The organism is Pedobacter westerhofensis (assembly GCF_900182595.1).
Classification (GTDB): domain Bacteria; phylum Bacteroidota; class Bacteroidia; order Sphingobacteriales; family Sphingobacteriaceae; genus Pedobacter; species Pedobacter westerhofensis.
Genome location: NZ_FXTN01000014.1, coordinates 83,279 through 108,362, shown reverse-complemented (window position 1 = coordinate 108,362; position 25,084 = coordinate 83,279). Strand labels below are relative to the sequence as shown.

24 protein-coding genes are annotated in these 25,084 nt (G+C 43.5%); 7 read left to right on the top strand and 17 right to left on the bottom strand.

Annotation, left to right across the window (positions count from 1 at the left end):
* Window positions 1–3: 3 nt before the first annotated feature.
* Window positions 4–333: an L-rhamnose mutarotase gene (locus tag FN831_RS23945; protein ID WP_142530743.1), complete on the bottom strand. Its 330-nt coding sequence runs from the start codon at window positions 331–333 to the stop codon at window positions 4–6.
* A gap of 152 nt (window positions 334–485) precedes the next feature.
* Here FN831_RS23945 and FN831_RS23940 point away from each other — a divergent pair, with 152 nt between their 5' ends.
* Window positions 486–1,382: an AraC family transcriptional regulator gene (locus FN831_RS23940; RefSeq protein WP_142530742.1), complete on the top strand. Its 897-nt coding sequence runs from the start codon at window positions 486–488 to the stop codon at window positions 1,380–1,382.
* Between the two features lie 35 nt (window positions 1,383–1,417).
* Here the strand turns inward: FN831_RS23940 and FN831_RS27815 are convergent, their stop codons facing one another.
* From FN831_RS27815 to FN831_RS27810, 3 genes are all read right to left on the bottom strand, one after another.
* The gene (locus FN831_RS27815; RefSeq protein ID WP_185960594.1) at window positions 1,418–1,591 is read right to left on the bottom strand and encodes a DUF6496 domain-containing protein; all 174 of its coding nucleotides are present in this window, start codon (window positions 1,589–1,591) and stop codon (window positions 1,418–1,420) included.
* A 251-nt stretch (window positions 1,592–1,842) separates the two neighbouring features.
* Window positions 1,843–2,517 (bottom strand): lipid-binding SYLF domain-containing protein, encoded by a 675-nt coding sequence (locus tag FN831_RS23935; protein ID WP_142530741.1) that lies wholly within the window; start codon window positions 2,515–2,517, stop codon window positions 1,843–1,845.
* Window positions 2,518–2,692: 175 nt separating this feature from the next.
* Window positions 2,693–2,845 carry a hypothetical protein gene (locus tag FN831_RS27810; protein ID WP_185960593.1) on the bottom strand — a complete coding sequence of 51 codons (153 nt, stop codon included), beginning with the start codon at window positions 2,843–2,845 and terminating at the stop codon, window positions 2,693–2,695.
* Window positions 2,846–2,963: 118 nt separating this feature from the next.
* Between FN831_RS27810 and FN831_RS23930 the strand changes: the two genes are divergently transcribed.
* Window positions 2,964–4,031: a sensor histidine kinase gene (locus FN831_RS23930; RefSeq protein ID WP_185960592.1), complete on the top strand. Its 1,068-nt coding sequence runs from the start codon at window positions 2,964–2,966 to the stop codon at window positions 4,029–4,031.
* 5 nt (window positions 4,032–4,036) lie between these two features.
* The gene (locus tag FN831_RS23925; protein ID WP_142530739.1) at window positions 4,037–4,756 is read left to right on the top strand and encodes a LytR/AlgR family response regulator transcription factor; all 720 of its coding nucleotides are present in this window, start codon (window positions 4,037–4,039) and stop codon (window positions 4,754–4,756) included.
* A 4-nt stretch (window positions 4,757–4,760) separates the two neighbouring features.
* Here the strand turns inward: FN831_RS23925 and FN831_RS23920 are convergent, their stop codons facing one another.
* The 8 genes from FN831_RS23920 to sufB form a co-directional block, all read right to left on the bottom strand.
* On the bottom strand, window positions 4,761–7,742 hold the full coding sequence (locus FN831_RS23920) for a lantibiotic dehydratase (protein WP_142530738.1): 2,982 nt from the start codon (window positions 7,740–7,742) through the stop codon (window positions 4,761–4,763).
* A gap of 201 nt (window positions 7,743–7,943) precedes the next feature.
* Window positions 7,944–8,588: a helix-turn-helix transcriptional regulator gene (locus tag FN831_RS23915; RefSeq protein ID WP_142530737.1), complete on the bottom strand. Its 645-nt coding sequence runs from the start codon at window positions 8,586–8,588 to the stop codon at window positions 7,944–7,946.
* Window positions 8,588–8,899 (bottom strand): DUF59 domain-containing protein, encoded by a 312-nt coding sequence (locus FN831_RS23910; RefSeq protein WP_142530736.1) that lies wholly within the window; start codon window positions 8,897–8,899, stop codon window positions 8,588–8,590. Before FN831_RS23910 ends, FN831_RS23915 begins: the two co-directional genes overlap by 1 nt.
* A gap of 10 nt (window positions 8,900–8,909) precedes the next feature.
* Window positions 8,910–9,332 (bottom strand): SufE family protein, encoded by a 423-nt coding sequence (locus FN831_RS23905; protein ID WP_142530735.1) that lies wholly within the window; start codon window positions 9,330–9,332, stop codon window positions 8,910–8,912.
* Window positions 9,333–9,338: 6 nt separating this feature from the next.
* Window positions 9,339–10,562, bottom strand: coding sequence for an aminotransferase class V-fold PLP-dependent enzyme (locus tag FN831_RS23900; RefSeq protein WP_142530734.1), 1,224 nt, complete (start codon window positions 10,560–10,562; stop codon window positions 9,339–9,341).
* A gap of 11 nt (window positions 10,563–10,573) precedes the next feature.
* Window positions 10,574–11,905, bottom strand: coding sequence for a Fe-S cluster assembly protein SufD (sufD, locus tag FN831_RS23895; RefSeq protein ID WP_142530733.1), 1,332 nt, complete (start codon window positions 11,903–11,905; stop codon window positions 10,574–10,576).
* A 1-nt stretch (window position 11,906) separates the two neighbouring features.
* The gene (gene sufC / locus FN831_RS23890) at window positions 11,907–12,680 is read right to left on the bottom strand and encodes a Fe-S cluster assembly ATPase SufC (RefSeq protein WP_142530732.1); all 774 of its coding nucleotides are present in this window, start codon (window positions 12,678–12,680) and stop codon (window positions 11,907–11,909) included.
* Between the two features lie 21 nt (window positions 12,681–12,701).
* A complete protein-coding gene (sufB, locus tag FN831_RS23885) occupies window positions 12,702–14,147 on the bottom strand; it encodes a Fe-S cluster assembly protein SufB (protein ID WP_142530731.1) in 1,446 nt (481 codons plus the stop codon).
* Between the two features lie 234 nt (window positions 14,148–14,381).
* Here sufB and FN831_RS23880 point away from each other — a divergent pair, with 234 nt between their 5' ends.
* On the top strand, window positions 14,382–16,886 hold the full coding sequence (locus FN831_RS23880; RefSeq protein WP_246101731.1) for a M1 family metallopeptidase: 2,505 nt from the start codon (window positions 14,382–14,384) through the stop codon (window positions 16,884–16,886).
* Window positions 16,887–16,933: 47 nt separating this feature from the next.
* On the opposite strand, the gene FN831_RS23875 is transcribed toward FN831_RS23880, so the two are convergent.
* The 4 genes from FN831_RS23875 to FN831_RS27980 form a co-directional block, all read right to left on the bottom strand.
* On the bottom strand, window positions 16,934–17,317 hold the full coding sequence (locus FN831_RS23875) for a DUF3037 domain-containing protein (protein ID WP_142530730.1): 384 nt from the start codon (window positions 17,315–17,317) through the stop codon (window positions 16,934–16,936).
* On the bottom strand, window positions 17,295–18,095 hold the full coding sequence (locus tag FN831_RS23870; protein WP_142530729.1) for a HipA family kinase: 801 nt from the start codon (window positions 18,093–18,095) through the stop codon (window positions 17,295–17,297). The genes FN831_RS23875 and FN831_RS23870 overlap by 23 nt, the downstream gene beginning before the upstream one ends.
* Before the next feature lie 127 nt (window positions 18,096–18,222).
* Window positions 18,223–20,556, bottom strand: coding sequence for a TonB-dependent receptor plug domain-containing protein (locus FN831_RS23865; RefSeq protein WP_221931398.1), 2,334 nt, complete (start codon window positions 20,554–20,556; stop codon window positions 18,223–18,225).
* Window positions 20,457–20,942 carry a carboxypeptidase-like regulatory domain-containing protein gene (locus FN831_RS27980; RefSeq protein ID WP_221931397.1) on the bottom strand — a complete coding sequence of 162 codons (486 nt, stop codon included), beginning with the start codon at window positions 20,940–20,942 and terminating at the stop codon, window positions 20,457–20,459. The genes FN831_RS23865 and FN831_RS27980 overlap by 100 nt, the downstream gene beginning before the upstream one ends.
* Window positions 20,943–21,398: 456 nt before the next feature.
* Between FN831_RS27980 and FN831_RS23860 the strand changes: the two genes are divergently transcribed.
* Genes FN831_RS23860 through FN831_RS23850 form a run of 3 tightly spaced genes read left to right on the top strand, consistent with a single transcriptional unit; the run spans window position 21,399 to window position 23,467 of the window.
* Window positions 21,399–22,067: a hypothetical protein gene (locus tag FN831_RS23860; protein WP_142530728.1), complete on the top strand. Its 669-nt coding sequence runs from the start codon at window positions 21,399–21,401 to the stop codon at window positions 22,065–22,067.
* Window positions 22,025–22,810 carry a sensor histidine kinase gene (locus FN831_RS23855; RefSeq protein WP_142530727.1) on the top strand — a complete coding sequence of 262 codons (786 nt, stop codon included), beginning with the start codon at window positions 22,025–22,027 and terminating at the stop codon, window positions 22,808–22,810. The genes FN831_RS23860 and FN831_RS23855 overlap by 43 nt, the downstream gene beginning before the upstream one ends.
* 3 nt (window positions 22,811–22,813) lie before the next feature.
* Complete coding sequence (locus FN831_RS23850; protein WP_142530726.1) at window positions 22,814–23,467, top strand: response regulator transcription factor; 654 nt, start codon at window positions 22,814–22,816, stop codon at window positions 23,465–23,467.
* A gap of 100 nt (window positions 23,468–23,567) precedes the next feature.
* On the opposite strand, the gene FN831_RS23845 is transcribed toward FN831_RS23850, so the two are convergent.
* Window positions 23,568–25,076, bottom strand: a complete 1,509-nt coding sequence (locus FN831_RS23845) for a RagB/SusD family nutrient uptake outer membrane protein (RefSeq protein WP_142530725.1) — start codon at window positions 25,074–25,076, stop codon at window positions 23,568–23,570.
* Between the last annotated feature and the right edge of the window lie 8 nt (window positions 25,077–25,084).

Here is a 25,084-nt window from a genome sequence, read left to right as displayed (position 1 = left end):
GATTTAAAGTTCAAAAATTTTATTCATTAACATCCATTTCTCACCGGGCTTTGCGTCCGGCAGGGCCTGCTGATATTTCCACATCAGCGTTTCCCATTCCTGCACTTTTTCATTGGCGCTGTCCATATCACCTTTCTTTTCAAAGCTGAAAGTATCGTTTACGTCCATGATCATAAAAAGACGGTTAGACAGGCGGTAAATTTCCATCCCTTCTATACCGGCTTCCCTGATGCTGATATAAATTTCAGGCCATATTTGCTGATGTATTCTTTCGTACTCTGCAATCAGTTCCGGATCATCGATGAGATCAAGCGTTAGACAGTATCTGTTCATAACCTATTTTTTAGATGTGTTGTATATTCAGTTGATCAAAGGAAGGGAATTTTGACATGATTTTTTTTATGATTTGAACAAAAGATTAAATGATTTTGGCATATTTACCAATTATCAGCTACAATTTATAACATTAAGATTGAACTGCCCGGATGAAACCCCAGCTTTTAAAAGTATCAACTACTCCTGTTAATTCGTTCAGTGCCCGCCAGGACAACGTACCCTATATCAATAACCGCTGGCATTACCATAACGAAGTTGAACTGATCCATTTTAAAAAAGGTAATGGAACCCAGTTTATAGGCGACAGTATCAAGCGCTTCAGATCAGGCGATGTGATCCTGATTGGTGCCAACCTGCCCCATTACTGGCGGTTTGACGATGTGTATTTTGATGAGCATGTTGATACTGCTGCAGATGTGAGAGTGATCCATTTCAATGAAAACTTCTGGGGCGATGCATTTCTGAACCTGCCGGAGAATAAGCTAATCAGGCTTACACTGGAGAAAGCCCGGCGGGGCATCCAGATTGGCGGACAGATCAGGCATGATATCGGCGACATCCTGGAGCAGCTGCTGAAAGCCGAAGGACCGAAAAAAATCATCCTGCTCATGGAGGCACTCACGGCCATTGGTAATTGCAGCCAGGTGAAACTGCTGTCATCGATGGGCTTCAGACATAATTTTGAGGAGACCGAAAACGACAGGATCCATGCGATATATGAATTTTCGCTGGCCAATTTTAAACGGAAGATACAAACAGAAGAGGTGGCGGAGATTGCCCATGTGAGCATCAACTACTTTTGCCGCTATTTTAAATCAAGAACGAGAAAAACGTATTCGCAGTTTATCAATGAGATAAGAATAGGCCATGCCTGTAAACTGCTGATCGAAAACAAGATCAATGTAAAGCAGATTTGTTATGAAAGCGGCTTTTACAATTTTGCAAGTTTTCATAAATACTTTAAATCGATTACCGGCAAAAGCCCGATGAACTATCAGCGGGAGTTTCACCAGGAGAGGAAAGAGTCTTCATCTCTGATGATCTGATATAGCTGAAGTTCCATGCTTCGTCTAGTATGCAACTAGTTCTTTTTTGGTACCTTTGCACCTTCTTTTTTTGCTTCAGACAGCCCTATGGCTATTGCTTGTTTTTTCGAAGTCACTTTTTTGCCGCTTCCGGATTTCAGCTTACCTTCTTTCATTTCGTGCATGGTTTCTTCTACTTTTTCGCCTGCTTTTTTTGAATACTTCGCCATCTTGTTAAATTTTAATTGTTACCGGGCCGATAACAAAAAAGACGGAACAGAGTTTTTATTTTCAAAAAATAGGCTACGCCATTGTTGAAATTGACCTTCTGAAAATTGAATATTTAAAAATGCTGCTGTAAAGGGAGAGTGCTAAAAAAAAGAAGGTTGGTCATTTTGTTGTGAGCACGAAAGTTTTTGTTCAACTTTTTAAGCTCAGAACCAAATGATCAACCTCCATTGTGATGGATAATATAGGAAACCTATTTCATTGCTGACAATGTAGTTTTCAAAGTTTTTACGTCGGCAGACGTACTTGCCGGGCTTTTGAATATTGCCGCAGAGGTAGTAGCTTTACCGTAGAAGTTCTTGTTTGCTGCTGCATCAATATCAAGGGATGCACCGTTTAATGAGATACCTGCGAATAGGCCTTTACTTCTTGAATAAGAATAAACTTCTGCTTCCAGTTTATAGTCTGTGTTTGCCGTAGAGCTTCTGCCAACCGGGCCAGCAGCTACAGAAACATCTCCACCCAGGGTGAAACTGCTTTTATTAATTTCAGTAAGGCTTTTGCTATGTCTGAAGATCAGGACAAGATCTACCGACTGGACACCGATCTGTGCGCCTACGCTTCCGCCTGTCATGGTTACAAAGGCAGGATTGCTCCAGGTACCGTCGGCATTTTTCACCATTGCGATACCTTTACCGCGTTTAGCACCAACTACCAATCCGGCATTGATCATTTTTGGGATAATGATAATTCCCTGCGTAACTGCCAGCAGTTCTGAAGGGATAGACTCCTTCATTTTGGCAAAGTCTGAAAGTACTGTAGTTGCAGATTCAATTTTTTTCTGCTCTTTATCCTGAGCATAGGCGGAAGCGCCCAGGAAAAGTCCCGCGCATAAAAGCAAAACTCCCTTTACATTTGTAATTTTCATAGTCTGATGTTTTTTTGTTCAAAAATGTGAAGCCAGGCTTCGTCTGTCATTAAGAACAAAATAAAAGCCAGAATTGACTGTAAAAAAAATAAAACACGAATAATTACATTACAGCAATATACGCCCAATTTTTTATTCAGCAAATTCTGGCTTTATCAGTTGTGAAAAAATGATCTTACCTCTGGTCTGGTTTTTGGAAGATGTAGGTCGTAGTAGTAGCGGTAACTGTGGTAGGGTCACTCAGGTTCTGGCCTTTGGTTTCTGTTGCAGAAAATTGGAAAACTGGTTTAATTTCTAATTTCAGTGATTTTGAGAATGACTTTTTCATAATGTATGGTTTTTGGTATACATCAATTTTAAGTGTGTCTCAACTCATTGCAAAAGTTATTACGCGAACGCCAATAATGTAAAGGTAAATGACCATATTATCCCTTATATTTGATGATATGATTTTTAAAAATAACAGTAGATACAGCAGATTCTACCTTACCCATTTGCTGGTATGGATACTGTTTATCCTATATGAATCATTAATCACGGGCATACTTTCGGGGAAATTCTGGACACTTTTAGATTATTTCAATGCCTATTTTATTAATGTTGCTTTATTTTATGTTAATGCGCATTTCGTTTTACCCAACTGGAACAGAAAAAAATATGTCTTAACGGTATTGATGGTCCTGCTGGAAATAGCCTGTGCCACAGGGATCAAGTTTTATATCTCAGAGCTTTCACTTTACTTGAATATTTCTTCAGATAATCCATTTAAAAATTTAAGCAGCGGACTTGCGCTCACTGTGTGGAGATCTATATATTTTGTAGGACTGAGTACAGGCTATTGGTTTGCACTCAACATAATCATAGAAAGGAAGAAGGTTTCTGATCTCGAACAGAAGGAACTCCGAAGCCAGCTCCAGAAAGAACAACTGGAGAAAAAGCTGGCAGACTCGGAAATCGCTTTCCTGAAGGCGCAGATCAATCCGCACTTCCTCTTTAATACCCTCAATTTTTTATACAATTCTTCTTTAAATTCGGCGCCGCAGCTCTCAGAGCCTATCCTGCTCCTTTCGGATATTATGCGTTATGCCATTACAGACATTTCAAAAAGCGGTAAGGTTAACCTGGATGATGAGATAGATCAGATCAATGCCTTCATCAGTTTAAACCAGTTCCGGTTTGACCATAACCTGCAGCTCTTTTTTAATGTTTCCGGGGATACATCAGACATCTCGATCCTGCCCCTTGTGCTGCTTACGCCGGTAGAGAATATGTTCAAATACGGCGATCTTAAAAATATCAGCCATCCTGCAACTATAGACCTGGTGATCAGGGAAAACCGGTTACACTTAACCAGCCGCAACAGAAAATTAAAATCCCGCAAACATATACCCAGTAATGGCGTTGGCCTTAAAAATCTCAAGTTACGTTTAGATGCTTTTTATTCAGATGCCCATCATATTCATGTTTCCGATAATGATGATGATTTTATTTTTGAACTCCAAATAACCTTATAAGCTGTATGTATAAATGTTTTATTATCGATGATGAATCACATGCCATCGAGACCTTGAAAAAATATGCCAAGGACAGCGGGCAGCTGGAGATTGTAGGCACTTCTCAAAATCCGCTGGAGGCTGTAAAATATATAAATGAACGAAAGGATATTGATATCACTTTCCTGGACATCGATATGCCCGAGATTTCGGGACTTGATGTTGCTGATCTGATCTATCAGAATACGGCCATCATTTTTACAACCGGCCATGCCGGCTATGCCGTAGAAGGCTTTGAGAAGAATATTTCAGATTTTATGCTGAAACCAATTTCTTTCACCAGATTTTTAAAATCAGTAACCAAGGTAATTGCCCAGCTGGAGAAAAAGATGCAGGAAGAAGCCAAGAACGATACTTATTTCTTTGTTAACCCGGGCATCAAAGGTAAAATGCTGAAGATCAATTTTAATGATGTGGAATTTATAGAAGGGCTGAATAACTATATCGTTATTCATACCCCTCCAAATAACCATATCATTTACCTTACGATGAAGGAAATAGAAGCTGGCCTGCCACCTGAGATCTTTATCAGGATCCACAAGTCTTACATCGTGAATATCAATAAAGTGACCCTGATGGAAGGGAACAAAATTATGATCAACAAGATGATCTTTCCGATAGGATCCTCATTTAAGGAAAAACTGCTCAAAAAAATCAATAACAATATCATCAAGACCCACCGCTGACAGGTTATGAAACGCCGTCAGTTGTGGTATAATTGAGAAATGACTGATGTTTCTTCATGAAATGATAAATCAGGTATTCGTACTCACGCGGCGTATTCTCAAATATCCTGTTGACGTGCATATGTACCAGGTTGATCAGCAAATTATACCGGGCTTCCCTGCTCCAGTCCCCCAGCTTGTCTACCAGCGTATTCAGCATCAGATGGAAGTCGGCATAAGCCTTTAAGTTTCTTTGCAGGGTCAGCTCCTGCTGATTCCCTACCAGCTGCTGCTGGAATTTCCTGTATCTGACATCAAGTTTGCGGATCACTTCTTTTTCCCTGTTAAATTCGGCCGACATATTATTGAGTGCCTCATTCAGAAAATCGGTACGTTCCTTTTTGTCCCTGATAAAAGCCTGAATAATCTGCAGAGCGGTATTCACAGCAAAACCCAGTTTGAAGGCCGTATTTACTTCATTGGCGTTAAACATGGACAGGATAAATTCAGTGTTCCGGTAAAAGAAAGATTCTACTTCATTGATGAGGGATACGGAATATTTTTCCAGTTCGCGCTGATAAGAATCGAGTATCACATCAGAAACCTTTCCTTCTTTAGACCAGGGCTGCAATTTATGGATCAGGTCTGACAGCAGTTCGTAAGAAGGCCGCTGTCCCGTATAAAACCTTAACCTGAGATGATGGCCGGGATCCATATACCGGATAAAGAACCATTTGAACTCCGGGTTATCCTTTTTGTACTTCCTGATCACCGGCAGGATGAAGTTTAAAAGTATTTCATCAGTTAAAGAATAGTGCGCATATAATTTGATATACAGCCATTCTTCACCGGGAAGAAATGAGCGTTTTACTTTTGAGCGCTGCCTTGGATAGGGCAAGACCTGATGAAGAGGGAGGCGGTAAGATTTGGACTGATTGATTACGCAGGCAACAAGCTGACTGGCAAAGGGCTTGTTCTTATGATCTTTGAGATCGGGGCGCGCGGCGAAAATATATTCGGTTAGCGTTGCGGATTTTTTATTCCTGATGCACTTTCTGAACATTGTGATATCAGTTTCGTTAAAACGGTTAAAGACCAGAAAGTTATCGCCCTCCAGCAGGCTGAAATGCTCAGGAATGTTGAGCTCCCCGGGCAAAGGCCCTTCAGCATTGCTGATCGTCTTTATCTGCTCCTCGGTTAATATCCAGGTGGCGGCGCTGAGCACTGCATCTCCCAGCTGGAGCCGCGGGTAATATTCCATTCCGGGAAAGAGACTGACCAGGGACAAAGACAAATTTGACTTGATACCCTGATATTGCAGGTCGCACAGAAACCTGAACACGGGTATACTGGAGATCTTGTAATTATAGGCAGAAGATAACCTGGGTATAATATACCGGTTGAGCCTGACGGACCTGAGCAAAACCTGGTTATCCCTCACTGATACCACCAGGTCACTAAGTTTGATCGTAAACTGATCGGGACGCACTGCATGGGTAAGCACCGGAATTTCATAGGGATAATAATGACCGCGCTGATTGATGTTGGATGTTCTGTCATTTGGCGAATAAGCGATTTCTGCAAAGAGAAATTCATCATTGATGGCCATCTCCTGTTCACAGATCTTTTTAAGAGATTCTTCCATGGCTGTTCCGGCACCACTAAAACGGGCACTCAATTCTATGCCCGAAACTCCGCCGATCCCATCTACCCAGATTTCGCGATCGATGTTCCTGAAGAGCACAAATAATCCGGGAGGCAATTGCTGACTACTTTCCGGGAGTTCGGCAAGGTCTTCTGCCGTGATGAGGATCTTTTCGCTGCCGGGCTGCTTCAGGTTGTTCCATTTTTTAAAGATGAGCTTTTCCACAGCTCCCCATTTCGCATTGGCCTCTCCCTCCTGTTTTGCCCGCAGGTCGTCTATAAAGTCATCATTCTGTGTGTCAAAGGCCGATGCCATATTCTCATAGCCGATGCCGGACCCGGGATCAAGGGCAATCATCAGCGGTACTTCCTGCTGATCATATTTCTGGCTGAATTCTTTCTTAAAATCGCGCATATTGTCTACCAGATTGTCGGAGGTCATCCTGTCCATCTGCTGAATGAGCGTCATCAGTTTTTCCTGTACCTGATGGCCAAGCCCTCCTTCAATATGGCGATGATATAAGCTGTAGGTAGCGTTCTCTGCATTTTTATCAATCAGGTAATTGATATGCTCGTTCAGTTCAGACAGGTCTGTCCGCATGGACAACCTGAACGACTTTAAGCCTTTTACATCAATGCCGGGATATTTTTCCAGCAGTTCCAGGCAGCGCTGGTTGAAAGTAAGCCCGGTAACATTTGGTGTGAGCGCAGATACAATCACTTGCCCGTCGAGCAGGCTCTGGAAATAATCTTCTGCAGGGGCGTCTTCTCCGTATTCACCGGTCAAAAAAGCGATGATCTCGCTTTTGGTACGACCGCTGCTGATATATTTGAGCATTTTATTTAGGCCAGGTGCCATTTTTACCTGTACGATGGCAAATTTCTTTTGCGCGGAATAAGCCTGGCTGATAAACCGCAGTTCTCTGGACGACTGGTAGAGCGAGTTGTTTGTACAATACCGCAGCTCTTCAAAATCCGCGGTATTAAGGCTGCCGATGTAATCCAGCATCACCTTAAAATCGGGATGAACAATCAGCTCGTCTTCATTGGAGAAACAAAGCACAGCATCTTCTTCCTTTGCCCAGGCCCCGGATGAATAGGATGAGAAAAAACCGTAGGGCAGCGCCCTGTAGCACATGCGGTTTAGGTATTTCCAGAGTGTGAGCCGTGCGGAGGGGCTGATTTCTTCATACAGAAAATCCTTTTTCCGGAGTTCAAGATAGAGGGTCTGGCTGGCAAAGAACAGGCTTGCCCTGAAGAAATCGGTCTTTAAAACTTCCTGCAGATACTGTTCATTAAAATCTTGATAACTGTAAGCCGGGGACCGGACAAGCAAAAAGGGATCAATACGCAATTGACGCATAATTTGGTTGATTAAGAGGTTTAACGTTAGAGTGTATCAGCATCCCAATGTTGCGGCAACCCTAAAATTAAACCAACATCATTTAACTTAAATCCAGAGAATTGAGCAAAGCAGACCTGATTACACTAAAATAATTGTACAGCAATTTAGAACCATTTTTTTAAAGGTTTTTTCTAAGCCTGAAATAAAAAAAGCAATTGATTAATATTTGGAAGAGAGAATGCGGTAAGCACATCTTCTGCCACCTTCAACAATGTATTCTATGCGTTTGATAGCTACATTCTCTCCAATGACGGTTTGCAGGGTTTTGAATTCCGCGCTGCAAATCGCAGGATTAGCATGGGCTGCTGCTCCTATAGGGCAATGGTTTTCGATGAAGATAAATCCTTCATCATCCTTAATAAACTGGGCCATATAGCCCTCTCCTGTGCGTATCGACACAAAAGCACTTAATCTTTTTTCGAGATCGGTGATCCCTTCCAGCGCTGCAAGGTACCTGCTGGTGCCTCTTTCTCCATTTGCATGGATTACTTTAGAAACGGCCTGCTCGCCAAGGGTTTCTTTCATCACTTCCATCAGCTTTACCGTGAGTGCTGCATGGGTATCAGGAAAGCGGTTTTGCCCCATGCTGGTTAGGGTCCATAACTGCTGAGGCCTGCCCCTGCCGGTTACGGTTTTGCTGGAGGTAACGATGCCTTCTTTTTCAAGCCTGAGCATTTGAAAACGCGCCCCTTCCACTGTCACCTGAAACTCGGCTGCAAGTGACGACAAAGACTGGGGGCCGCTGGTTTTCAGCAGCTCCACAGCACGTTCCCTGAAGGGCATCTTATGATGTTCGGTTTCCATTACATGAATCCCATTTCGAGTTTGGCTTCATCACTCATCATGTCCCTGTCCCATGGCGGATCAAACGTAAGGCGTACTTCTACCTCACCTACGCCCTCCAGGGCCTTTACCTTGGTTTCTACCTCACCGAGGATCTCTCCCGCAGCAGGACATGCCGGTGCAGTAAGGGTCATGTAAATATGTACACCATTATTTTCCATCATCTGGATCTTGTAGATCAGCCCCAGTTCAAATATATCAACTGGCAGTTCCGGATCGTAGATCGTATGTAATGCTTCTTCTATTCTGTCTCTTAAAGGTAATTCTGACATGATCGTTCAATTATTTTTCCTGTCCAATAAAACCGGCAGCATACACTTTCATCTGACCTAACATCGACAGCAAACCGTTGGAGCGGTTGGGCGACAAATGATTTTGTAAGCCAATGGTGTTAATAAAATACAGATCAGCGTCAACAATTTCCTGAGGGCTGTGGCCCGATAAAACCCGTACCATCATACTGATCAGCCCTTTGGTAATAATCGCATCACTGTCTGCAGTGAATACTACTTTACCATCTATAAAATCTGGCTGCAGCCAAACGTTGGACTGGCAGCCTTTGATCAGTTTTTCCGGTATTTTGTATTTAGGGTCAATCAGCGGAAGTTCTTTCCCGATTTCGATGATATTTTCATATTTGTCCATCCAGTCAGAAAAAAGTTCAAACTCCTCAATAATCTCATCCTGTTTTTCGTTGATCGTCATTCTCAATTATATAAGTATGGCAGCAGCTCTTTTGATGCCTGCAACCAGTAAGTCTACTTCAGCAGTAGTATTGTAAAAAGCAAAAGATGCACGGCAGGTTCCGGGAATTCCAAAGAAGTCCATCACCGGTTCTGTGCAATGGTGTCCTGTACGGATGGCAATACCCTGTTTATCCAACAGTTCTCCCAGATCGTAAGGGTGAACGCCTTCGATCAAAAAGGAGATCACACTGGCACGCTCTGCAGCCTTACCAATAAACTGTATACCCGGTACTTCGGCTAAACGCTCCAGCGCATAGGTAAGCAATTCATGCTCGGCTTCGGCAATGGCTTCCAGTCCGATGCTGTTCACATAGTCAATAGCCGCGCCTAGTCCGATAGCCCCTGAAATATCAGGTGTTCCGGCCTCAAATTTATAAGGCAGTACATTGTAGATCGTTTTCTCGAATGTTACGGTCTTGATCATATCCCCTCCACCCTGGTACGGCGGAAGCTCATTGAGCCATTTTTCTTTGCCGTATAAAACCCCGATGCCCGTAGGCCCGTAAATTTTATGTCCTGAAAACACCATAAAATCCACATCCAGTTCCTGCACATCAACCGGCATATGCTGTATGGCCTGCGCCACATCTATCAGCACAGGAATATTTTTGGCGTGTGCCTGTCTGATCAGTTCTTTCACCGGGTTAATGGTACCCAGCGAATTGGAAACATAGGTAAAGGATAACAGTTTTACGCTTTCATCCAGCAATTCTGGCAAAAGTTCCATCTTTAAAACACCGTCCTGATCCATAGGGATCACCTTCAGGATTGCACCGCGTTCCTCACAGATCATCTGCCAGGGCACGATATTGGAATGGTGCTCCATTGCAGAAATCAGGATACTATCGCCCTTCTGCAGGAATTTTCTGCCAAAGGAGGAGGCAATCAGGTTAAGTCCGTCTGTGGTGCCTTTGGTAAAGATCACCTCATCGCTGCTTGCTGCATTGATAAAGGCAGCAACAGTATGGCGTGCTTTCTCATATCCTGCTGTAGCTTGCTGGCTCAGTGAATGCACACCGCGGTGTACATTACTATTGTAGCGTTCATAATAATCTTCCAGTACCTTAAGTACCTGCACAGGTTTCTGAGTTGTTGCGGCATTATCAAAATATACCAGCTTCTTTCCAAAAACCTCAGTATCCAGTATAGGAAAATCTTTCCTTATGTCTTCAATCGCTAATTTTCCCATGGTCTTTTAGATTAACCGATCGGGGAAAATGAATTTTCCATCTTGCTGTAAATTAAAGACTGTACATATTCTTTAACTACTTCATTACCGATCTTCTGTGTAACATCAAACATAAAAGCTTCTACCAGTAACTTGCGGGCAGATTCTTCGCCAATTCCTCTGGCACGCAGATAGAATAAAGACTCAGGATCAAACTGGCCTACAGTACAACCGTGACTGCATTTTACATCATCAGCATAAATTTCCAGCTGTGGTTTGGCAAACACCTGTGCCTTATCGCTAAGCAACAGGTTGTTATTTTGCTGGAATGCATTGGTTTTTTGAGCCGGGCGCTCTACAAATACTTTACCATTGAAAACGGCTTTACCATTTTCGAGCAATACGCCTTTGTACACTTCATTGCTTTCACAATGCGGAAATTTATGGTGTATTGCGGTATGGTTATCTGTCAGCTGCTGTCCGCCTACTAGGTATAAACCAAATAAATGCGTTTCGGTATTACTGCCGTTGAGCTCAATTTCGAGGTTATTACGGATCAGCTCTGCACCCGGCAGGTTGAAAGTGAAATTATCATAACGGCTGTTGGGATCCTGTTTTACCTGGTTATAGGTAATCAGGCGCTCATCAGGCTGGTTGTTCTGAATATTGTACTGGATCAGCTGTGCATTTTCTTTTACCTCTGCCTGCGACACGCTGTTCAGAATTGCACGGCTACCGTTTTTGATGAAGATACTGGATTCAATCAGTTCTGCTTTTGCGCCTTGGTTTACGATAACCAGGTGCCTTGGCTGAAAGAAAGTATGGTCGTCTAAACTGTAAAGATTTATAATCTGAATAGGCTTATCCAGCACTACATTTTTGTTTACCTCGATGAAATATCCATCTGTGAACAAAGCCGTATTTAAGGCCAGCATTCTGTTATTTTCTGTAGCTTCAAGCGCTGCAAAGTCTGTAAAAACTGTGCTGTCACTGATGCTGTCCGTAGTGAGGATACTGATCTGCTGTGCATCCGGCAATACCGAGAGTGCGGGCTGTATCTTACCGTTAAGCAAAACCAGCAGATAGGCGTTAAGGCCCGGTATCGTAGCACTGTTGATTGCAGCAATTACCTGATCTTCATCAGCTTCTGCTGTGATAAAAGAAATATCATCAGTTAAAAAAGGGCTCAGATTGGTAAACCTCCAGTCCTCATCTTTTGTGGTAGGAAAACCTTTGGCCTTAAACAGGTCGAAGGCCGTATTCCTTATATTCGATAAATCACCATTTGTACCTTTTGCGCTTTCAGAGTTTTCAAATTCAGCGATCAATTTGTCGTACAATGGAGCTGTCATTAGATTGATCATCTTATTTAGTATTTATTGATTCCTGGCCGTGATATTCTTCTTTCAGCCAATCATATCCTTTTTCTTCGAGCTCAAGTGCAAGTTCTTTGGTACCTGAGCGAACAATCTGGCCATTGTACAGTACGTGTACAAAATCAGGCACGATATATTCAAGCAAACGCTGATAGTGTGTAATCAAAACAAAAGCATTGTCTGCAGTCCTTAATTTATTAATCCCATTGGAAACGATCCTTAAGGCGTCGATATCCAGTCCTGAATCAGTTTCATCTAAGATTGACAACTTTGGATCAAGCATGGCCAGCTGGAATACTTCATTTCTTTTTTTCTCGCCGCCAGAGAAACCCTGGTTTAAAGAACGGTTTGCAAGCTTGGCTTCAAATTCTACCAGCTCCTGCTTTTCCTTGGTCATTTTAAGGAAGTCCTTTGCTGAAAGCGGTGGCAGGTTACGGTGAATACGGATCTCACTTAATGCAGTTCTCAGGAAGTTGATATTGGAAACACCAGGAATCTCTACCGGATACTGAAACGCAAGGAAAACACCTTCACGGGCACGTTCTTCAGGCTTCATATCGAGCAGGTTTTTACCGTCAAGCCATACTTCGCCTTCCGTAACTTCGTAGTTTTCGCGTCCTGCAAGTACAGAAGAAAGAGAGCTCTTTCCAGATCCGTTAGGACCCATGATCGCATGTACTTCGCCGGCATTTACTTCGAGGTTAATACCTTTTAATATTTCCTTTCCTTCAATATTAGCATGAAGATTTTTTATTGATAACATATTATGGTTTGTTTTTTAAGATTATCCTACACTACCTTCCAGTGTAAGAGAGAGTAATTTTTGAGCTTCTACAGCAAATTCCATTGGCAACTGGTTCAGTACTTCTTTTGCATAACCGTTTACGATCAGTGCAATGGCCTGTTCAGAATCAATTCCACGCTGGTTTAGATAAAACACCTGGTCTTCACCAATTTTTGAAGTGGTAGCCTCATGTTCTATTGTAGCTGTATTGTTTTTGGATTCGATATATGGGAATGTATGTGCTCCGCACTGATCACCGATCAGCAGTGAATCACACTGGGTGAAATTACGTGCATTTTTGGCTTTGCTGCCCATCTGCACTAAACCACGGTAACTGTTTTGTCCCTGTCCGGCCGATATCCCCTTGGAGATGATACGGCTTTTGGTATTGGCACCAAGGTGGTAGATTTTTGTTCCCGTATCAGCAATCTGTTTGTTGTTGGTTACTGCTACTGAGTAAAATTCACCCGATGAATGATCTCCCTGAAGGATCAGGCTTGGATATTTCCAGGTAATGGCCGAACCGGTTTCTACCTGTGTCCATGAGATCTTTGAATGGTCGCCACGGCATGCACCGCGTTTGGTCACAAAGTTGAAGATACCCCCTTTTCCGTCCTTATCGCCGGGATACCAGTTTTGTACCGTAGAATATTTAATTTCTGCGCCTTTCATGGCAATCAGTTCAACTACGGCAGCATGCAGCTGATTTTCATCGCGCATCGGTGCTGTACATCCTTCAAGGTAACTTACATAACTGTCTTCGTCAGCAATAATCAGCGTACGCTCAAACTGACCGGTATTCTCTGCATTGATCCTGAAATATGTAGAGAGCTCCATCGGGCAGCGTACTCCCTTAGGGATATATACGAATGAACCGTCTGAGAAAACTGCTGTATTTAAGGACGCAAATGTATTGTCTGTATGGGGAACTACTGTGCCCAGGTATTTCTGTACCAGCTCAGGGTGATTTTTCACCGCCTCACTGATGGAACAGAAGATAATTCCCATTTCATTTAAATGCTCTTTGTAGGTTGTACTTACAGAAACACTGTCAAATACTACATCTACCGCCACACCTGCCAGCTGCTTTTGTTCAGACATCGGGATACCGAGTTTCGCAAAAGTTTTAAGCAGCTCCGGATCTACTTCGTCCAGTGACGCATATTTAGCCTGTTTCTTTGGTGCTGCATAATAGGAGATCGACTGAAAATCAATCTCGGGCATTTCAAAATTTTGCCATTGCGGCATATCCTGTTTCTGGAAAGCCCTGAAGCCTTTCATTCTCCAGTCCAGCAGCCATTGCGGCTCGTTCTTTTTCGCAGATATAAATCGTACCGTATCTTCATTGAGCCCGACTTCCGAAATATCCATGTCAATGTCAGTGACAAATCCAAACTCGTATTCCTTGTTTGCCAACTCATCTAGCATCATATCATCTTTTTCCATCTTTATCCAATTTAAGGCTTACGGACACCCCTGAGATAGGTATTCAATAAGCACAGGTACAAAGATAACCAACAGTGATAATAAACCAAGGCTTTACTTTGTTTATTACCATCTAATTACAATAAAAAGGCTTTTTTTGAAGGTATCTGCTCATTAAAAACCGATTATACGGCGACATCGTTTGTTTTTATAAATACTCCTCATAGCTTTACGGTGTATTACTAAGCAAATCGAATGAATATTAAAACTATCAACTTCCGCCAGATCGTAGCCAGTACGCTTATGGCTACCGCGGCCGCAGCCTGCCTCCCTGCGTTTGCGCAGGACAAGAACGATGATCCGCAGATGAAAATTTACCGGGCCACGGCAACTAAAATTAACGACCTGGTGCACACTAAACTGGATGTTCGTTTCAATTACAAGAAACGCCAGATGTATGGAAAGGAATGGGTAACGATCAAGCCTCATTTATACCCTACAGACTCACTGAGACTGGACGCCCAGGGCATGGATATCAAAAGCCTGAGCATCGTAAAAAATGGCAAAAATATTCCGCTGAAATACATATATGACAGCCTGACGCTGGCGATACAGCTGGATAAGGAATATAAAAACACTGAAAATTATACGGTTTTTATAGAATATACTGCAAAGCCCGATGAACTGAAAGTAAAGGGCAGCGCAGCAATTACGGATGCCAAAGGACTTTATTTTATTAACCCTGACAGCACGGAGAAGGGTAAACCCGTACAGATCTGGACACAGGGCGAACTGCAAAGTTCATCAGCATGGTTCCCAACGATTGATAGGCCTAACCAAAAGACTACTGACGAGATCAGCATGACGGTGCCAGCCAAATACGTGACTTTATCTAACGGACGACTGGCCGCACAAAAAAAGAATGCCGACGGAACCAGGACAGATACCTGGAAAATGGAATTGCCCCACGCTCCTTACCTGTTTATGATGGCCGTAGGTGATTTTAAAATCTACAAAGATAAATGGCGCGATAAAGAGGTGAGCTATTACCTGGAACCTAAATATGCGCCTTATGCCAAAGAGATTTTTGGTTTTACCCCGGAGGTGATGGAGTTCTACTCAAAAATCCTTGGTGTTGATTATCCATGGAACAAATATGCACAGGTTGTAGTGCGCGACTACGTAAGCGGGGCCATGGAAAATACAACCGCTACCGTACACGGTGCATATGTGCAGGGCACTGCGAGAGAGCTGGCAGACAGATATTATGATGCCGGCAGAAGTACCATTGTACATGAACTTTTCCACCAGTGGTTCGGGGATTATGTGACTGCCGAAAGCTGGAGCAATATCACTGTGAATGAATCTTTTGCAGACTTTAGTGAAACACTCTGGGCAGAACATAAATATGGTCAGGATGCCGGAGACGAGCATAACCATGAGGCACTTGAAGGCTATCTGAGAATGCCTGAAAATGCAAAAAAAGACCTGGTACGTTTTCACTACCATGACCAGCAGGATGTTTTTGATGGTGTATCTTATCAAAAAGGCGGCAGGATCTTAAATATGCTCCGCCATTACCTGGGTGCCCCGGCATTCTTTAAAGGCCTGAACATTTACCTGAAAACCAATGCTTTTAAAAACGGCGAAGCACAACAGTTGCGCCTGGCCATGGAAGAAGCAAGCGGCAGGGACTTAAACTGGTTCTTTAACCAATGGTACTATGGCGCCGGCCATCCCCTGCTGGACATCAGTTACAAATGGGACGAGAAATCGAAAACACAAACGGTTTATATCAAACAGACACAGGAAGGCAAAGCATTCCAGCTGCCAATGGCTGTAGATATTTATAACGCCGGTACGAAGGAACGTAAGCAGATCTGGATGGACAGCAAATCTGACACTTTAACCTATAAACTGGACAGCAAGCCCAGCCTAGTGAATGTAGATGCTGAAAAGATCATCCTGAGCAAAAAGACTGACAACAAATCCCTGGAAGAGTTTTTGTTCCAGTATCAGCATGCGCCATTATACATGGACAGACTGGAGGCGATAGAAGCCGCAGCGGCAAAACCTACAGACCAGACGGCACAGAAAATTATGCTTGCCGCCCTGCAGGATAAATATTACGGCTTACGCCTGAAGACACTGAATTTGATTGACCCAAGCAATACTGCTTTGAGTGATGCTGCCCTGCCGGTGATCCTTAAACTTGCAAAAACGGACGACAATACCCTGGTTAAAGCTGCAGCAATTAATGTTGTGGGCGCCTCCAAAGGTGCTGAGCTGCAGGCAGCGTTGTATGAGGAAGGCCTGAAAAGCCAGTCGTACGCTGTAGCAGGAGCTTCTCTTAATGCGATAGCCTCAGTAAAACCTGAAGGTGCATTAGCGCTTGCAAAGTCTTTTGAAAAAGACAGCCAGGGCGCGCTGACCGACGCTGTGATTACCGTTTATTCGCAACGCGGTACAGATGCAGAATGGCCGTATGTATATCAAAAATTCAGCACTGCAGGCGGACAAGACCAATATGACATGCTGAAGGACTTCATTTATATGACAGCCCATGTGCAGAACCCTGTTTACGCACAGCAGGGAATCGGCATCATCAGAGACCTGGCGATTAAATATAAGCCAATGGGTTTTGCGCCTCAGTTGATAGAGGTGCTGAACCAGATCAAACAGTTCCGTCAGAAGCTGAATGATGATGCTTCTGCTAAAGTTGCAGAAGAGGCTGTTAAAAAGATCAATGACGTTAAATAAATTACTGATGGTTCCGGACAGATATTCTCCGTCCGGAACCATCAGTTTTACAGTACCTGCTCTTGCAGCAAAAACTGCAGTTTAGACTCCGGATCTTTGCAGAAACCGGGATGCACCCTGGATGTCTGGATCACGGTACTGCGCATCGCTGTCAGCCAGCGAAAACGTGAAGGCGCATCCAGCTGACCAATCGGGCCGCTGTTCTTAGCACCTGTACAAATCTGCATCAGGCTATCCAGATGGCCTCTTATTTCTTCAACATCCAGGCCTGGAGAAAAAGCTTTTAAACGATTCTCATCCAGCGTATAAGTTGCTGTCAGATATTTCTTGCGTGCGCAAAACAGAATCACGCCCACATTTATAAATTCATCACGTTCTACCCTTGGCACCACGCGAATAACTGCATACTCAAATAAGTGAAGTTCTTGCATGCTGTGCTTCTTTTACAAAAATTTCAGAATTGGTAATGCGTGTTTCAAGGAACTCTGCGTAGGCCGCGCGGTGCGCCGCAGACGAATCAAATGCAGTTTCTGCGGACAGCCATTCTTCAGGGATCAGGCCAACAATTGAATGAATAAGCTCCTTGCTAAGCATAGCTGTAAATTCTTCGTTGACGCGCTCCAGTTCTGTAGCCCATGGCAGCAATACATGATCTTTGATCAGGGCAAAAGGACGTTTTGCCTGCTCCTGCCAGTTTTGCCATGAATGATGAAAATAGAGGGATGCCCCGTGATCAATGAGCCATAGTTCCTTGTGCCAGATCAGCATATTGGTATTGCGCGGTGTGCGGTCCATATTCATCAGCAGGCAGTCCAGCCAAACGATCTGGGAGGCCAGCTTTGGGTCAACAGCAGTTACTGCGGGATCAAAGGTAATGGCACCGGAAAGATAATGCAGTGCGAGGTTAAGGCCAATGCTTGCTTTGAGCAGGTCCTGAATTTCTTCATCGGGCTCAGTACGGCCAAAGGCTTCGTCAAGATTGGCAAAAACAATCTCCGGCACCCTAAAACCCAGGGCACGGGCGATTTCACCGCCAATAATCTCTGCAATCAAGGCCCTGATACCCTGACCAGCGCCCCTGAATTTTAGTACATATAAAAAGTCGTCGTCAGCTTCAGCGATTGCAGGCATGGAACCTCCTTCGCGGAGTGGCGTAACATAACGCGTTACGTTTACAGTCCTGAGCAGAAGCTCTGTATTTTCTGTCATAAAACGATATTAAACCGACCGGTAGAAAGGCTGCCGGCCCATATGCAAAGATGAAGAAAATTTGATTAAGAACGGCCTGAATCCGGATTTGGAAACAGGCCGTTGCGAGAGGTTAATCACAGTATGCTTAAAAAGTAACTTTCAGGCTGGCTACAAAAGTAGCGCCCAGCTGGCTGAACTGCGAGCCATCATATGTGGTGGTGGAGTACCTTCCGTTGAAGGTTAATAAGTTTGTATAGTTGAAGACTGCTGCAGGATCCTGCAATTCTGCTTCCCCTGCTGCGTTCAGGGCTTTGAATTTCCATTGCGGAAGAACATTGAAAATATTCTGTGCATTTACTGCCAGCGTAACATTTTTAAGTAAGGTAACCGTGCCGCCAAGATCCGTTAACACCCTGGTTGTAAATTTGGTATCCAGGTTTTCACTGAGCCCGCTCTGGTGGAAAGTTGTAGGGCCAACTACCGTATTGTTGAGGTTGAGAGAAACTTTTCCGATCCTGTAGTCACCGCCAAAGATCACTTTTGACTTGGGACGCGAAGAAAGCAATAAGGCAAGCTGGGTCTGGTCAACCACAGTTTGTCCGGCAGCAGCGATCAGCGGCGGATTTTTGATTGCCAATGCTTTGTTTTGTGCAGTGTAGTTTGCTGCGAGACTAAGCCCAAGCACTCCTCTTCCAACCTTGATACTGCGGTAGCTGGAAACAAAATCAAATCCCTGGGTGCGGGTATCAATACCATTTACAAAAAAGCTTACGGCGACAATACCATTGTCATTGAGTACCTGATCAAGCCCCGGTGCTGTAGGATCATCGGTGTGACCAATTTCAGAACTCAGTACAATACGGTTCTTTACCCTAATGTTGTAATAATCCAGGGTAACACTAAAATTATCCGTTGGGCTTACTCCCAATCCGGCAGTATAGTTGAGGGATTTTTCTGCCTTTAATTTTGGCACTCCCAGTAATCTGGACTGAGGGCTGTTGTTGTTTACCAGTCCCTTGGTCTGAATGCCTTCGCCCGGCACGAAACTGGCCTGCGCGATCTGCAGGTTGATCTGCTGCAGCGAGGGAGCCCTGAAGCCTGTAGATACTGAACCCCGCAGGGTCAGTTTATCATCTAACATTTTATACCTTGTACTTCCTTTCCAGACAAAGGCATTTCCGAAATCACTATATTTTTCTACCCTTGCAGTTCCGTTGATCAGGAATTGTTTGGTAATATCATAACTCAGATCGGCATAACCTCCGATGTTATAGCGCGTGGCGGTGAGCGCATTATTTGCCCCATATCCAGGAAAGGAATCGGCACCGCCGGCTACATAAGAAGCTGTATCGCCTGCAATAATGGTAAAGTTTTCCTGTCTGAACTCAGACCCGAAAGCAACATTGAGCTTATCGCCAACCGCCTTGGAAATATCAATATTACCGATGTTGTTGGTAAAATCAAAACCTCCGGGCTTAAAGCTGATCGGGCTGGAAGCGCCAAGGCCCCGGTTTAATGTATTATTTACTGTGTAGAGCTGATGATTACCGCCGGTGGTAAAACTGACATCAGTTTTCCAGCCATTACTTACAGAACGAAAACCAACAGTAGCATTATAATCTTTTAGATCTCCCTCAAAGGTTGGCCCATAACCCAGGTATGGCGAACCCGCCTCATGTAGCAAGCCAAAATCCGTATCACGCCAGTATGGTGTACGGTAGTTGGCAAAACTGTTTACCTTTTTATAGATATAGGCAACGTTATAATAAAATTCTGTACTTTCAGAAATAGGGATAGCACCGTTCACCAGGAACTTTGCCGACGAATTTTCTGGAGAAGCATTGATGTTTTTAGCATCGGGATATGCCGCCAAAAAAGCATTTACGGTACTGAGCGAAACCCCAAAGCCCAGGTTTGCATCCGCTTCTGCGGCTGCGTCTACCTTACCGGGACGGTTAGCCATATTGGTATGCTGCATATCAATTGTATAATTCACATAGCCTTTGTCGCCAAAGTTTGCACCGTTATTTACACTGAAGCCAATCATTTCACCATCGCCCTTGTGGGTAATGCCGGAGTTAACCGTAACAGATCCATAGTCAAATCTGTCTTTCAGTATGATATTCATTACGCCGGCAATGGCATCAGATCCGTATTGGGCAGAAGCACCGTCGCGAAGGATCTCTACACGTTTGATGGCATCTGTAGGGATTGCAGATATATCTGCACCGCTCTCGCCCCTTCCCGGAGAGGTCTGAATATAAGTTAATGCGCTGGAGTTTTTCCTTTTTCCATTGATCAGGATCAGCGTACGGCTGGGGCCCATATTTCTGATTTCATATGGATCAAGCAGGGAAGTCGCATCATTTACCGGCGTGTTTACCGTATTAAATGAAGGCACTTTTGATTGCAGGGCTTTGTCGAAGGTAAGCTGACCTGTACTTTTAAGGTCTGCAGCACCGATAATATCAATAGGCACCGGGCTGTCAGTGAGCGTTCGTTTAGAGGCCCGGCTACCTGTGAAACCACTACTTCGTTCAGCTGGTTGCCCGATTCTTCCATTTGTACATCGAGAACAACAGGTATTCCTTTGAGAACAACGGTTTTGATGATCCTTTTATAACCAACCATTGAAAAAGCTAAGGTATAAGTACCATCAGGCAGGTTAAGGGAATAAGCACCATCAGAAGCAGTTACTGCAGCGGCACCTTTGGAAGGAATAACTGAAACGCCAGGCAACAAGGTACTTTCGGCATCTGTTACTTTACCCTTGATAATGGTTTGCGCGGAAGTATCAAAGGATAAAATGAGGGCTCCAAAGAAAATAGCGGAGCAAGAAACAATCTTTTCATAGATTTTTTTCATAATTAAGAGGCTTTTAATAGTTAATTTAGATTTAAGACCTAAAAAATTAGGTCTTTTCCACAATTTAAGTATTTAAAAACGAAAAACAATCATATTTACACCAACAATAGTTACAATATTTTACTGATATACAATCATTTGTGATTTTATTACTATTATAATATCAAATAATTGACTTTAAAATATATAATTATCATTTTTTACTATTAAATAATAGACATTATCAAATATTAATGAGATATATAGCAATATAACCGCTTTAAATCAGAATAATAGAGTCAAATGACACAAAATACCAGTGAAAAATACTTTTACATATAGTAAATACACTAAAAAGTGTTAGCACAGGGTGAAAACAGCTTTTCTGAGTGGTGGAATAGACTTTAAATTAGGGCGGACAGGAATTTGCTGAGCTGTTTTATTTCCATAGTTTAGCTACATAAAATCTAAATTAAAATGCCCTTATATCTCAGCATTAACACGATCGCAGAAATCACCTGCTTCCTGATCGGGCTTATTTGTCTCTTTCAGGATAAGAGCCTCCTTTGGAAAAGTTTTATCGCCTATTTATTTCTCGTGTGCATTACTGAAACGGGAGGGATTTATTTGCGCGTGCACCATACGAGAAATTATCTCATTTACACCATTTACATGTTTTTTGAGTGTTTGATGGTCAGCACTTTCTTTTATTATATCTATAAAAGATACCACCACAAAATCAAACTGCTGTATAGCTGGATGGCGTTATTTCTGGTGATCTATCTGATGGAACTGTATACCAGTCATTTCAAATCGTTCCCCTCATTTACAGCCACATTTATGTCGGTCGTGTTCGTAGTTGCCAGTTTATATTTCTATCTGCTGATTATTAAGGACGAAAGATTCCGACAACTAAGCACCTACCCGACCTTCTGGATTGTAAATGGTATTCTGCTGTATTATTTTGGCAGTACGGCCTGTAATGTTTTTTATGATTATCTGGTACAGAACGAAAATGGGATCAAAGCAACTTTATCGATCAGATACATTATCTTTAATTTGCTGAACGTACTTTTATACGCTTGCTGGTCTTACGCTTTTATATGCAGATATTATCAAAGGAAGTTATCTTCCTCATCACGTTAACTACCTCTATTTTCCTGATCGCACCTATTTTTATCATTGTTTATGTTTCATACTATAACAAGAAAAAGGCAAAACATCTTGAAGAAAAAGAAAGCCTGAAAAAGACCTTCGAGCTGGAACTGCTCAAAAGCCAGTTCGAAGTGCAGGAACATACCATGGAAACTATTGCCACCAATCTCCATGACAATATCGGACAGCTGTTGAGCCTCACCAGCATTACACTGAGTTCCATTAAGGCTGACAGTGCACAGGAGGGTAAGATTAATGCCGCCGGCGAACTTGTTGTTAGGGCAATACAGGAACTGAGGCAACTCTCGCGGATCATGAGCGGCAAGGAGCTAATCAGGAAAAACCTGGGGCACGCCATTGCGTTTGAGCTGGACTGGCTAAAAAAGGGTACCGATTACCAGGTGCAGTTTACAGATAATACAATACGAACAATTCCGCAAAATTCTGATAAAGAACTGATTCTGTTCAGGCTCTTCCAGGAAATTATCAGTAATATCATCAGGCACGCCGGGGCTACAAAGATCACCATTAGTATTGACCAGACAGACAGCACATTATCACTGCAGGTGAAAGATAACGGGAAAGGTTTTGTACTGGAAGATAAGCTGCAGGCCAGTGATGGAATGGGCCTCTTCAATATCAGTAAAAGGGCAAAAATGATGGATGGTACTTTTAGTATTCATTCTGTTACAGGTGTTGGAACAGACATTTTGGTTTCTATCCCTTATATTTAGCAGATGGAAGAAAAAAGAACGGCTATAGCGATTGTGGACGATCACACCTTGTTTCGTAAAGGGCTGGTTAGCTTACTGACTGAATCAGATCAACTTGATATTCTGTTTGATGCTGCTAACGGACTGGATATGAAACAAATGATCAATGCAGAGCTGTTACCGGAAGTTATCCTTATGGACATTAACATGCCACATATGGATGGCTACGCTGCCACAAAATGGGTCACCAAAACCTACCCCTCTGTAAAGGTACTGGCATTGAGCATGTTTGATGAGGATAAACCAATTATTGAAATGCTGAAAAGTGGTGCCGGAGGATATTTGCTAAAGGAATCCAAAACCACGGAGCTGGTTACTGCCATTAAAACAATTGCTGCGTATGGATATTATATGAATAACCTGGTATCAGAAAAACTGATTAAATCTTTGCATGATACAGACCCGGCAAGGAATGAGGCGTCCGAAATCTCTGCAAATGAATTAAAATTCCTGCAGCTCTCCTGTTCTGAGATGACCTATAAAGAGATCGCGAACAAGATGAACCTTAGTCCGCATACCATCGACAATTACCGGGAAGCACTGTTCCATAAGTTTGAGATCAAATCACGCACGGGCCTTGTATTATTTGCGATAAAAAATGAGCTGATACAATTGTAGCTTAGCTCCATCCGGGCTGGCTGAACAGCAGAAAGCCACTTCCCGAAGGTAAGCGGCTTTCAATGGAGAACATCACATTTTGAAGGATTGTAGCTGGTAACTAATACCCTGCATTCTGCACGAGGTTAGTATTGCCCAACTGATTATCAGGGATGGGAAATACGAGATATTTGGGGTCATCGGCAGGTTTTTCCTGCCATGGCGTTAGAAACTTGCCAAAGCGGATCAAATCCTGGCGCCTGATCCCCTCCCAGATAAACTCACGTCCTCTTTCGTCAAGAAGATTATCCAGGGTAAGGCTGACGAAGGGCGTAGCGCTTCTGGCTGTCCGAAGGGAATTAACAATCGGCAATGCTGATGCCGCCAATCCTGTTCTGAGCTGTGCTTCAGCCTTCATGAGCAGGACATCTGCATACCTGTAATACACCCAGTCATTCTCCGCAAGATTAGTTGCCGTATTGGCATAATCAACAGGATATTTAACGATGCGGATTCCGGCCACTTCAAGGTGGTTGGGATCGCGCTCAATGATACTGACCTCGGGAGTAAAAATCAGGTTGTTTCCGCGACGGTCTTTGAGCAATCCGCCATTCTGATCAAATTGCTGTCCAACTAAAAATCCTACCTTCAAACCCGAAACATTTGTAACGCCGGGATAGGCGCCACCGAGACGTTTATCAGTTGATTCATACTTGTTATAAAAATCAGAAAGGGTGGCAAAGCCATTGATACCGCTGGGATTCTGATTATAGTGCAGACCACTATTCCAGATATCCCTTACCGCACCGGCATCAGAGCCGCCGATATTTTGCGCGGTAAAGATATTTTCTTTGGACAGCAGGTTATTGGTAGGGGCAAAATTATCATAATAAGGACTTAAAGCATATTTCCCTGAATTGATGATCTGATCTGCCAGGGTGATCACCTGAGCCATGTCTGCGGCATCAAAAGTTGGCGTAACTTTATTTGTAAAAGCGCCTTTATTCAGATAAATCTTCATCAGCAGCACCCTTGCAGCATCTTTTGTAGCACTGTAATTGGGTCCATCAGGCAGCTCTGGTAATATTGCGGTCAATTCAGAGATGAGGTAGGCAATCTCCTCCGGGGCTTTGCGAACGCGTGAAGGCTGCGTTACATCCTCGCCCGCTTCACGGTACGGCACCTGGCCCCAGCCATCGAGTATTGAAAATTGTGCAAAGGCACGAAGGAACCTGGCCTGTGCCGCCTGTGCGGAAGTTGGATTAAACTGCAGTACATTGGTTGCCACATAGCTTACACTGTTCAGGTCCCTGAAAACATCAGATATCCTGGTATGGTCTGCAGCCCAGCGATGTAGGTGCAGTGCCCTCCAGGCACCGTTATCATCCCAATCGCCCCCTCTTGTGGGTACGATAGCCTCATCAGATGGAAATTCCTGCAGGGACCACCATCCCCAGGGGCCCTGGTATGGATTGCGCATTGCTGTGTAGCTTGCATTCAGGAGGCCGGCAACATTGCCTGAAGAAACACCCTGGTTGCCAATTTGTCCGTTTAAACTTTCGTCAAGCTTAGTACATCCCGAAAGAGAAAGACCAAGGGCCACAAAAGCTGTGATATATATATTTTTCATATGGATTT

What these genes read in the sequence shown, in the direction of transcription:
- FN831_RS23935 (WP_142530741.1), bottom strand. Translation starts at nt 2,517, where the DNA reads ATGAAAATTACAAATGTAAAGGGAGTTTTGCTTTTATGCGCGGGACTT.
- FN831_RS23930 (WP_185960592.1), top strand. Translation starts at nt 2,964, where the DNA reads ATGATTTTTAAAAATAACAGTAGATACAGCAGATTCTACCTTACCCAT.
- FN831_RS27815 (WP_185960594.1), bottom strand. Translation starts at nt 1,591, where the DNA reads ATGGCGAAGTATTCAAAAAAAGCAGGCGAAAAAGTAGAAGAAACCATG.
- FN831_RS23845 (WP_142530725.1), bottom strand. Translation starts at nt 25,076, where the DNA reads ATGAAAAATATATATATCACAGCTTTTGTGGCCCTTGGTCTTTCTCTT.
- FN831_RS23850 (WP_142530726.1), top strand. Translation starts at nt 22,814, where the DNA reads ATGGAAGAAAAAAGAACGGCTATAGCGATTGTGGACGATCACACCTTG.
- sufD (WP_142530733.1), bottom strand. Translation starts at nt 11,905, where the DNA reads ATGATCAATCTAATGACAGCTCCATTGTACGACAAATTGATCGCTGAA.
- FN831_RS23920 (WP_142530738.1), bottom strand. Translation starts at nt 7,742, where the DNA reads ATGCGTCAATTGCGTATTGATCCCTTTTTGCTTGTCCGGTCCCCGGCT.
- FN831_RS23870 (WP_142530729.1), bottom strand. Translation starts at nt 18,095, where the DNA reads ATGACAGAAAATACAGAGCTTCTGCTCAGGACTGTAAACGTAACGCGT.
- FN831_RS23880 (WP_246101731.1), top strand. Translation starts at nt 14,382, where the DNA reads ATGAATATTAAAACTATCAACTTCCGCCAGATCGTAGCCAGTACGCTT.
- FN831_RS23945 (WP_142530743.1), bottom strand. Translation starts at nt 333, where the DNA reads ATGAACAGATACTGTCTAACGCTTGATCTCATCGATGATCCGGAACTG.
- FN831_RS27980 (WP_221931397.1), bottom strand. Translation starts at nt 20,942, where the DNA reads ATGAAAAAAATCTATGAAAAGATTGTTTCTTGCTCCGCTATTTTCTTT.
- sufB (WP_142530731.1), bottom strand. Translation starts at nt 14,147, where the DNA reads ATGGAAAAAGATGATATGATGCTAGATGAGTTGGCAAACAAGGAATAC.
- FN831_RS23915 (WP_142530737.1), bottom strand. Translation starts at nt 8,588, where the DNA reads ATGGAAACCGAACATCATAAGATGCCCTTCAGGGAACGTGCTGTGGAG.
- FN831_RS23925 (WP_142530739.1), top strand. Translation starts at nt 4,037, where the DNA reads ATGTATAAATGTTTTATTATCGATGATGAATCACATGCCATCGAGACC.
- FN831_RS23900 (WP_142530734.1), bottom strand. Translation starts at nt 10,562, where the DNA reads ATGGGAAAATTAGCGATTGAAGACATAAGGAAAGATTTTCCTATACTG.
- FN831_RS23940 (WP_142530742.1), top strand. Translation starts at nt 486, where the DNA reads ATGAAACCCCAGCTTTTAAAAGTATCAACTACTCCTGTTAATTCGTTC.
- sufC (WP_142530732.1), bottom strand. Translation starts at nt 12,680, where the DNA reads ATGTTATCAATAAAAAATCTTCATGCTAATATTGAAGGAAAGGAAATA.
- FN831_RS23860 (WP_142530728.1), top strand. Translation starts at nt 21,399, where the DNA reads ATGCCCTTATATCTCAGCATTAACACGATCGCAGAAATCACCTGCTTC.
- FN831_RS23910 (WP_142530736.1), bottom strand. Translation starts at nt 8,899, where the DNA reads ATGTCAGAATTACCTTTAAGAGACAGAATAGAAGAAGCATTACATACG.
- FN831_RS23905 (WP_142530735.1), bottom strand. Translation starts at nt 9,332, where the DNA reads ATGACGATCAACGAAAAACAGGATGAGATTATTGAGGAGTTTGAACTT.
- FN831_RS27810 (WP_185960593.1), bottom strand. Translation starts at nt 2,845, where the DNA reads ATGAAAAAGTCATTCTCAAAATCACTGAAATTAGAAATTAAACCAGTT.
- FN831_RS23855 (WP_142530727.1), top strand. Translation starts at nt 22,025, where the DNA reads ATGCAGATATTATCAAAGGAAGTTATCTTCCTCATCACGTTAACTACC.
- FN831_RS23875 (WP_142530730.1), bottom strand. Translation starts at nt 17,317, where the DNA reads ATGCAAGAACTTCACTTATTTGAGTATGCAGTTATTCGCGTGGTGCCA.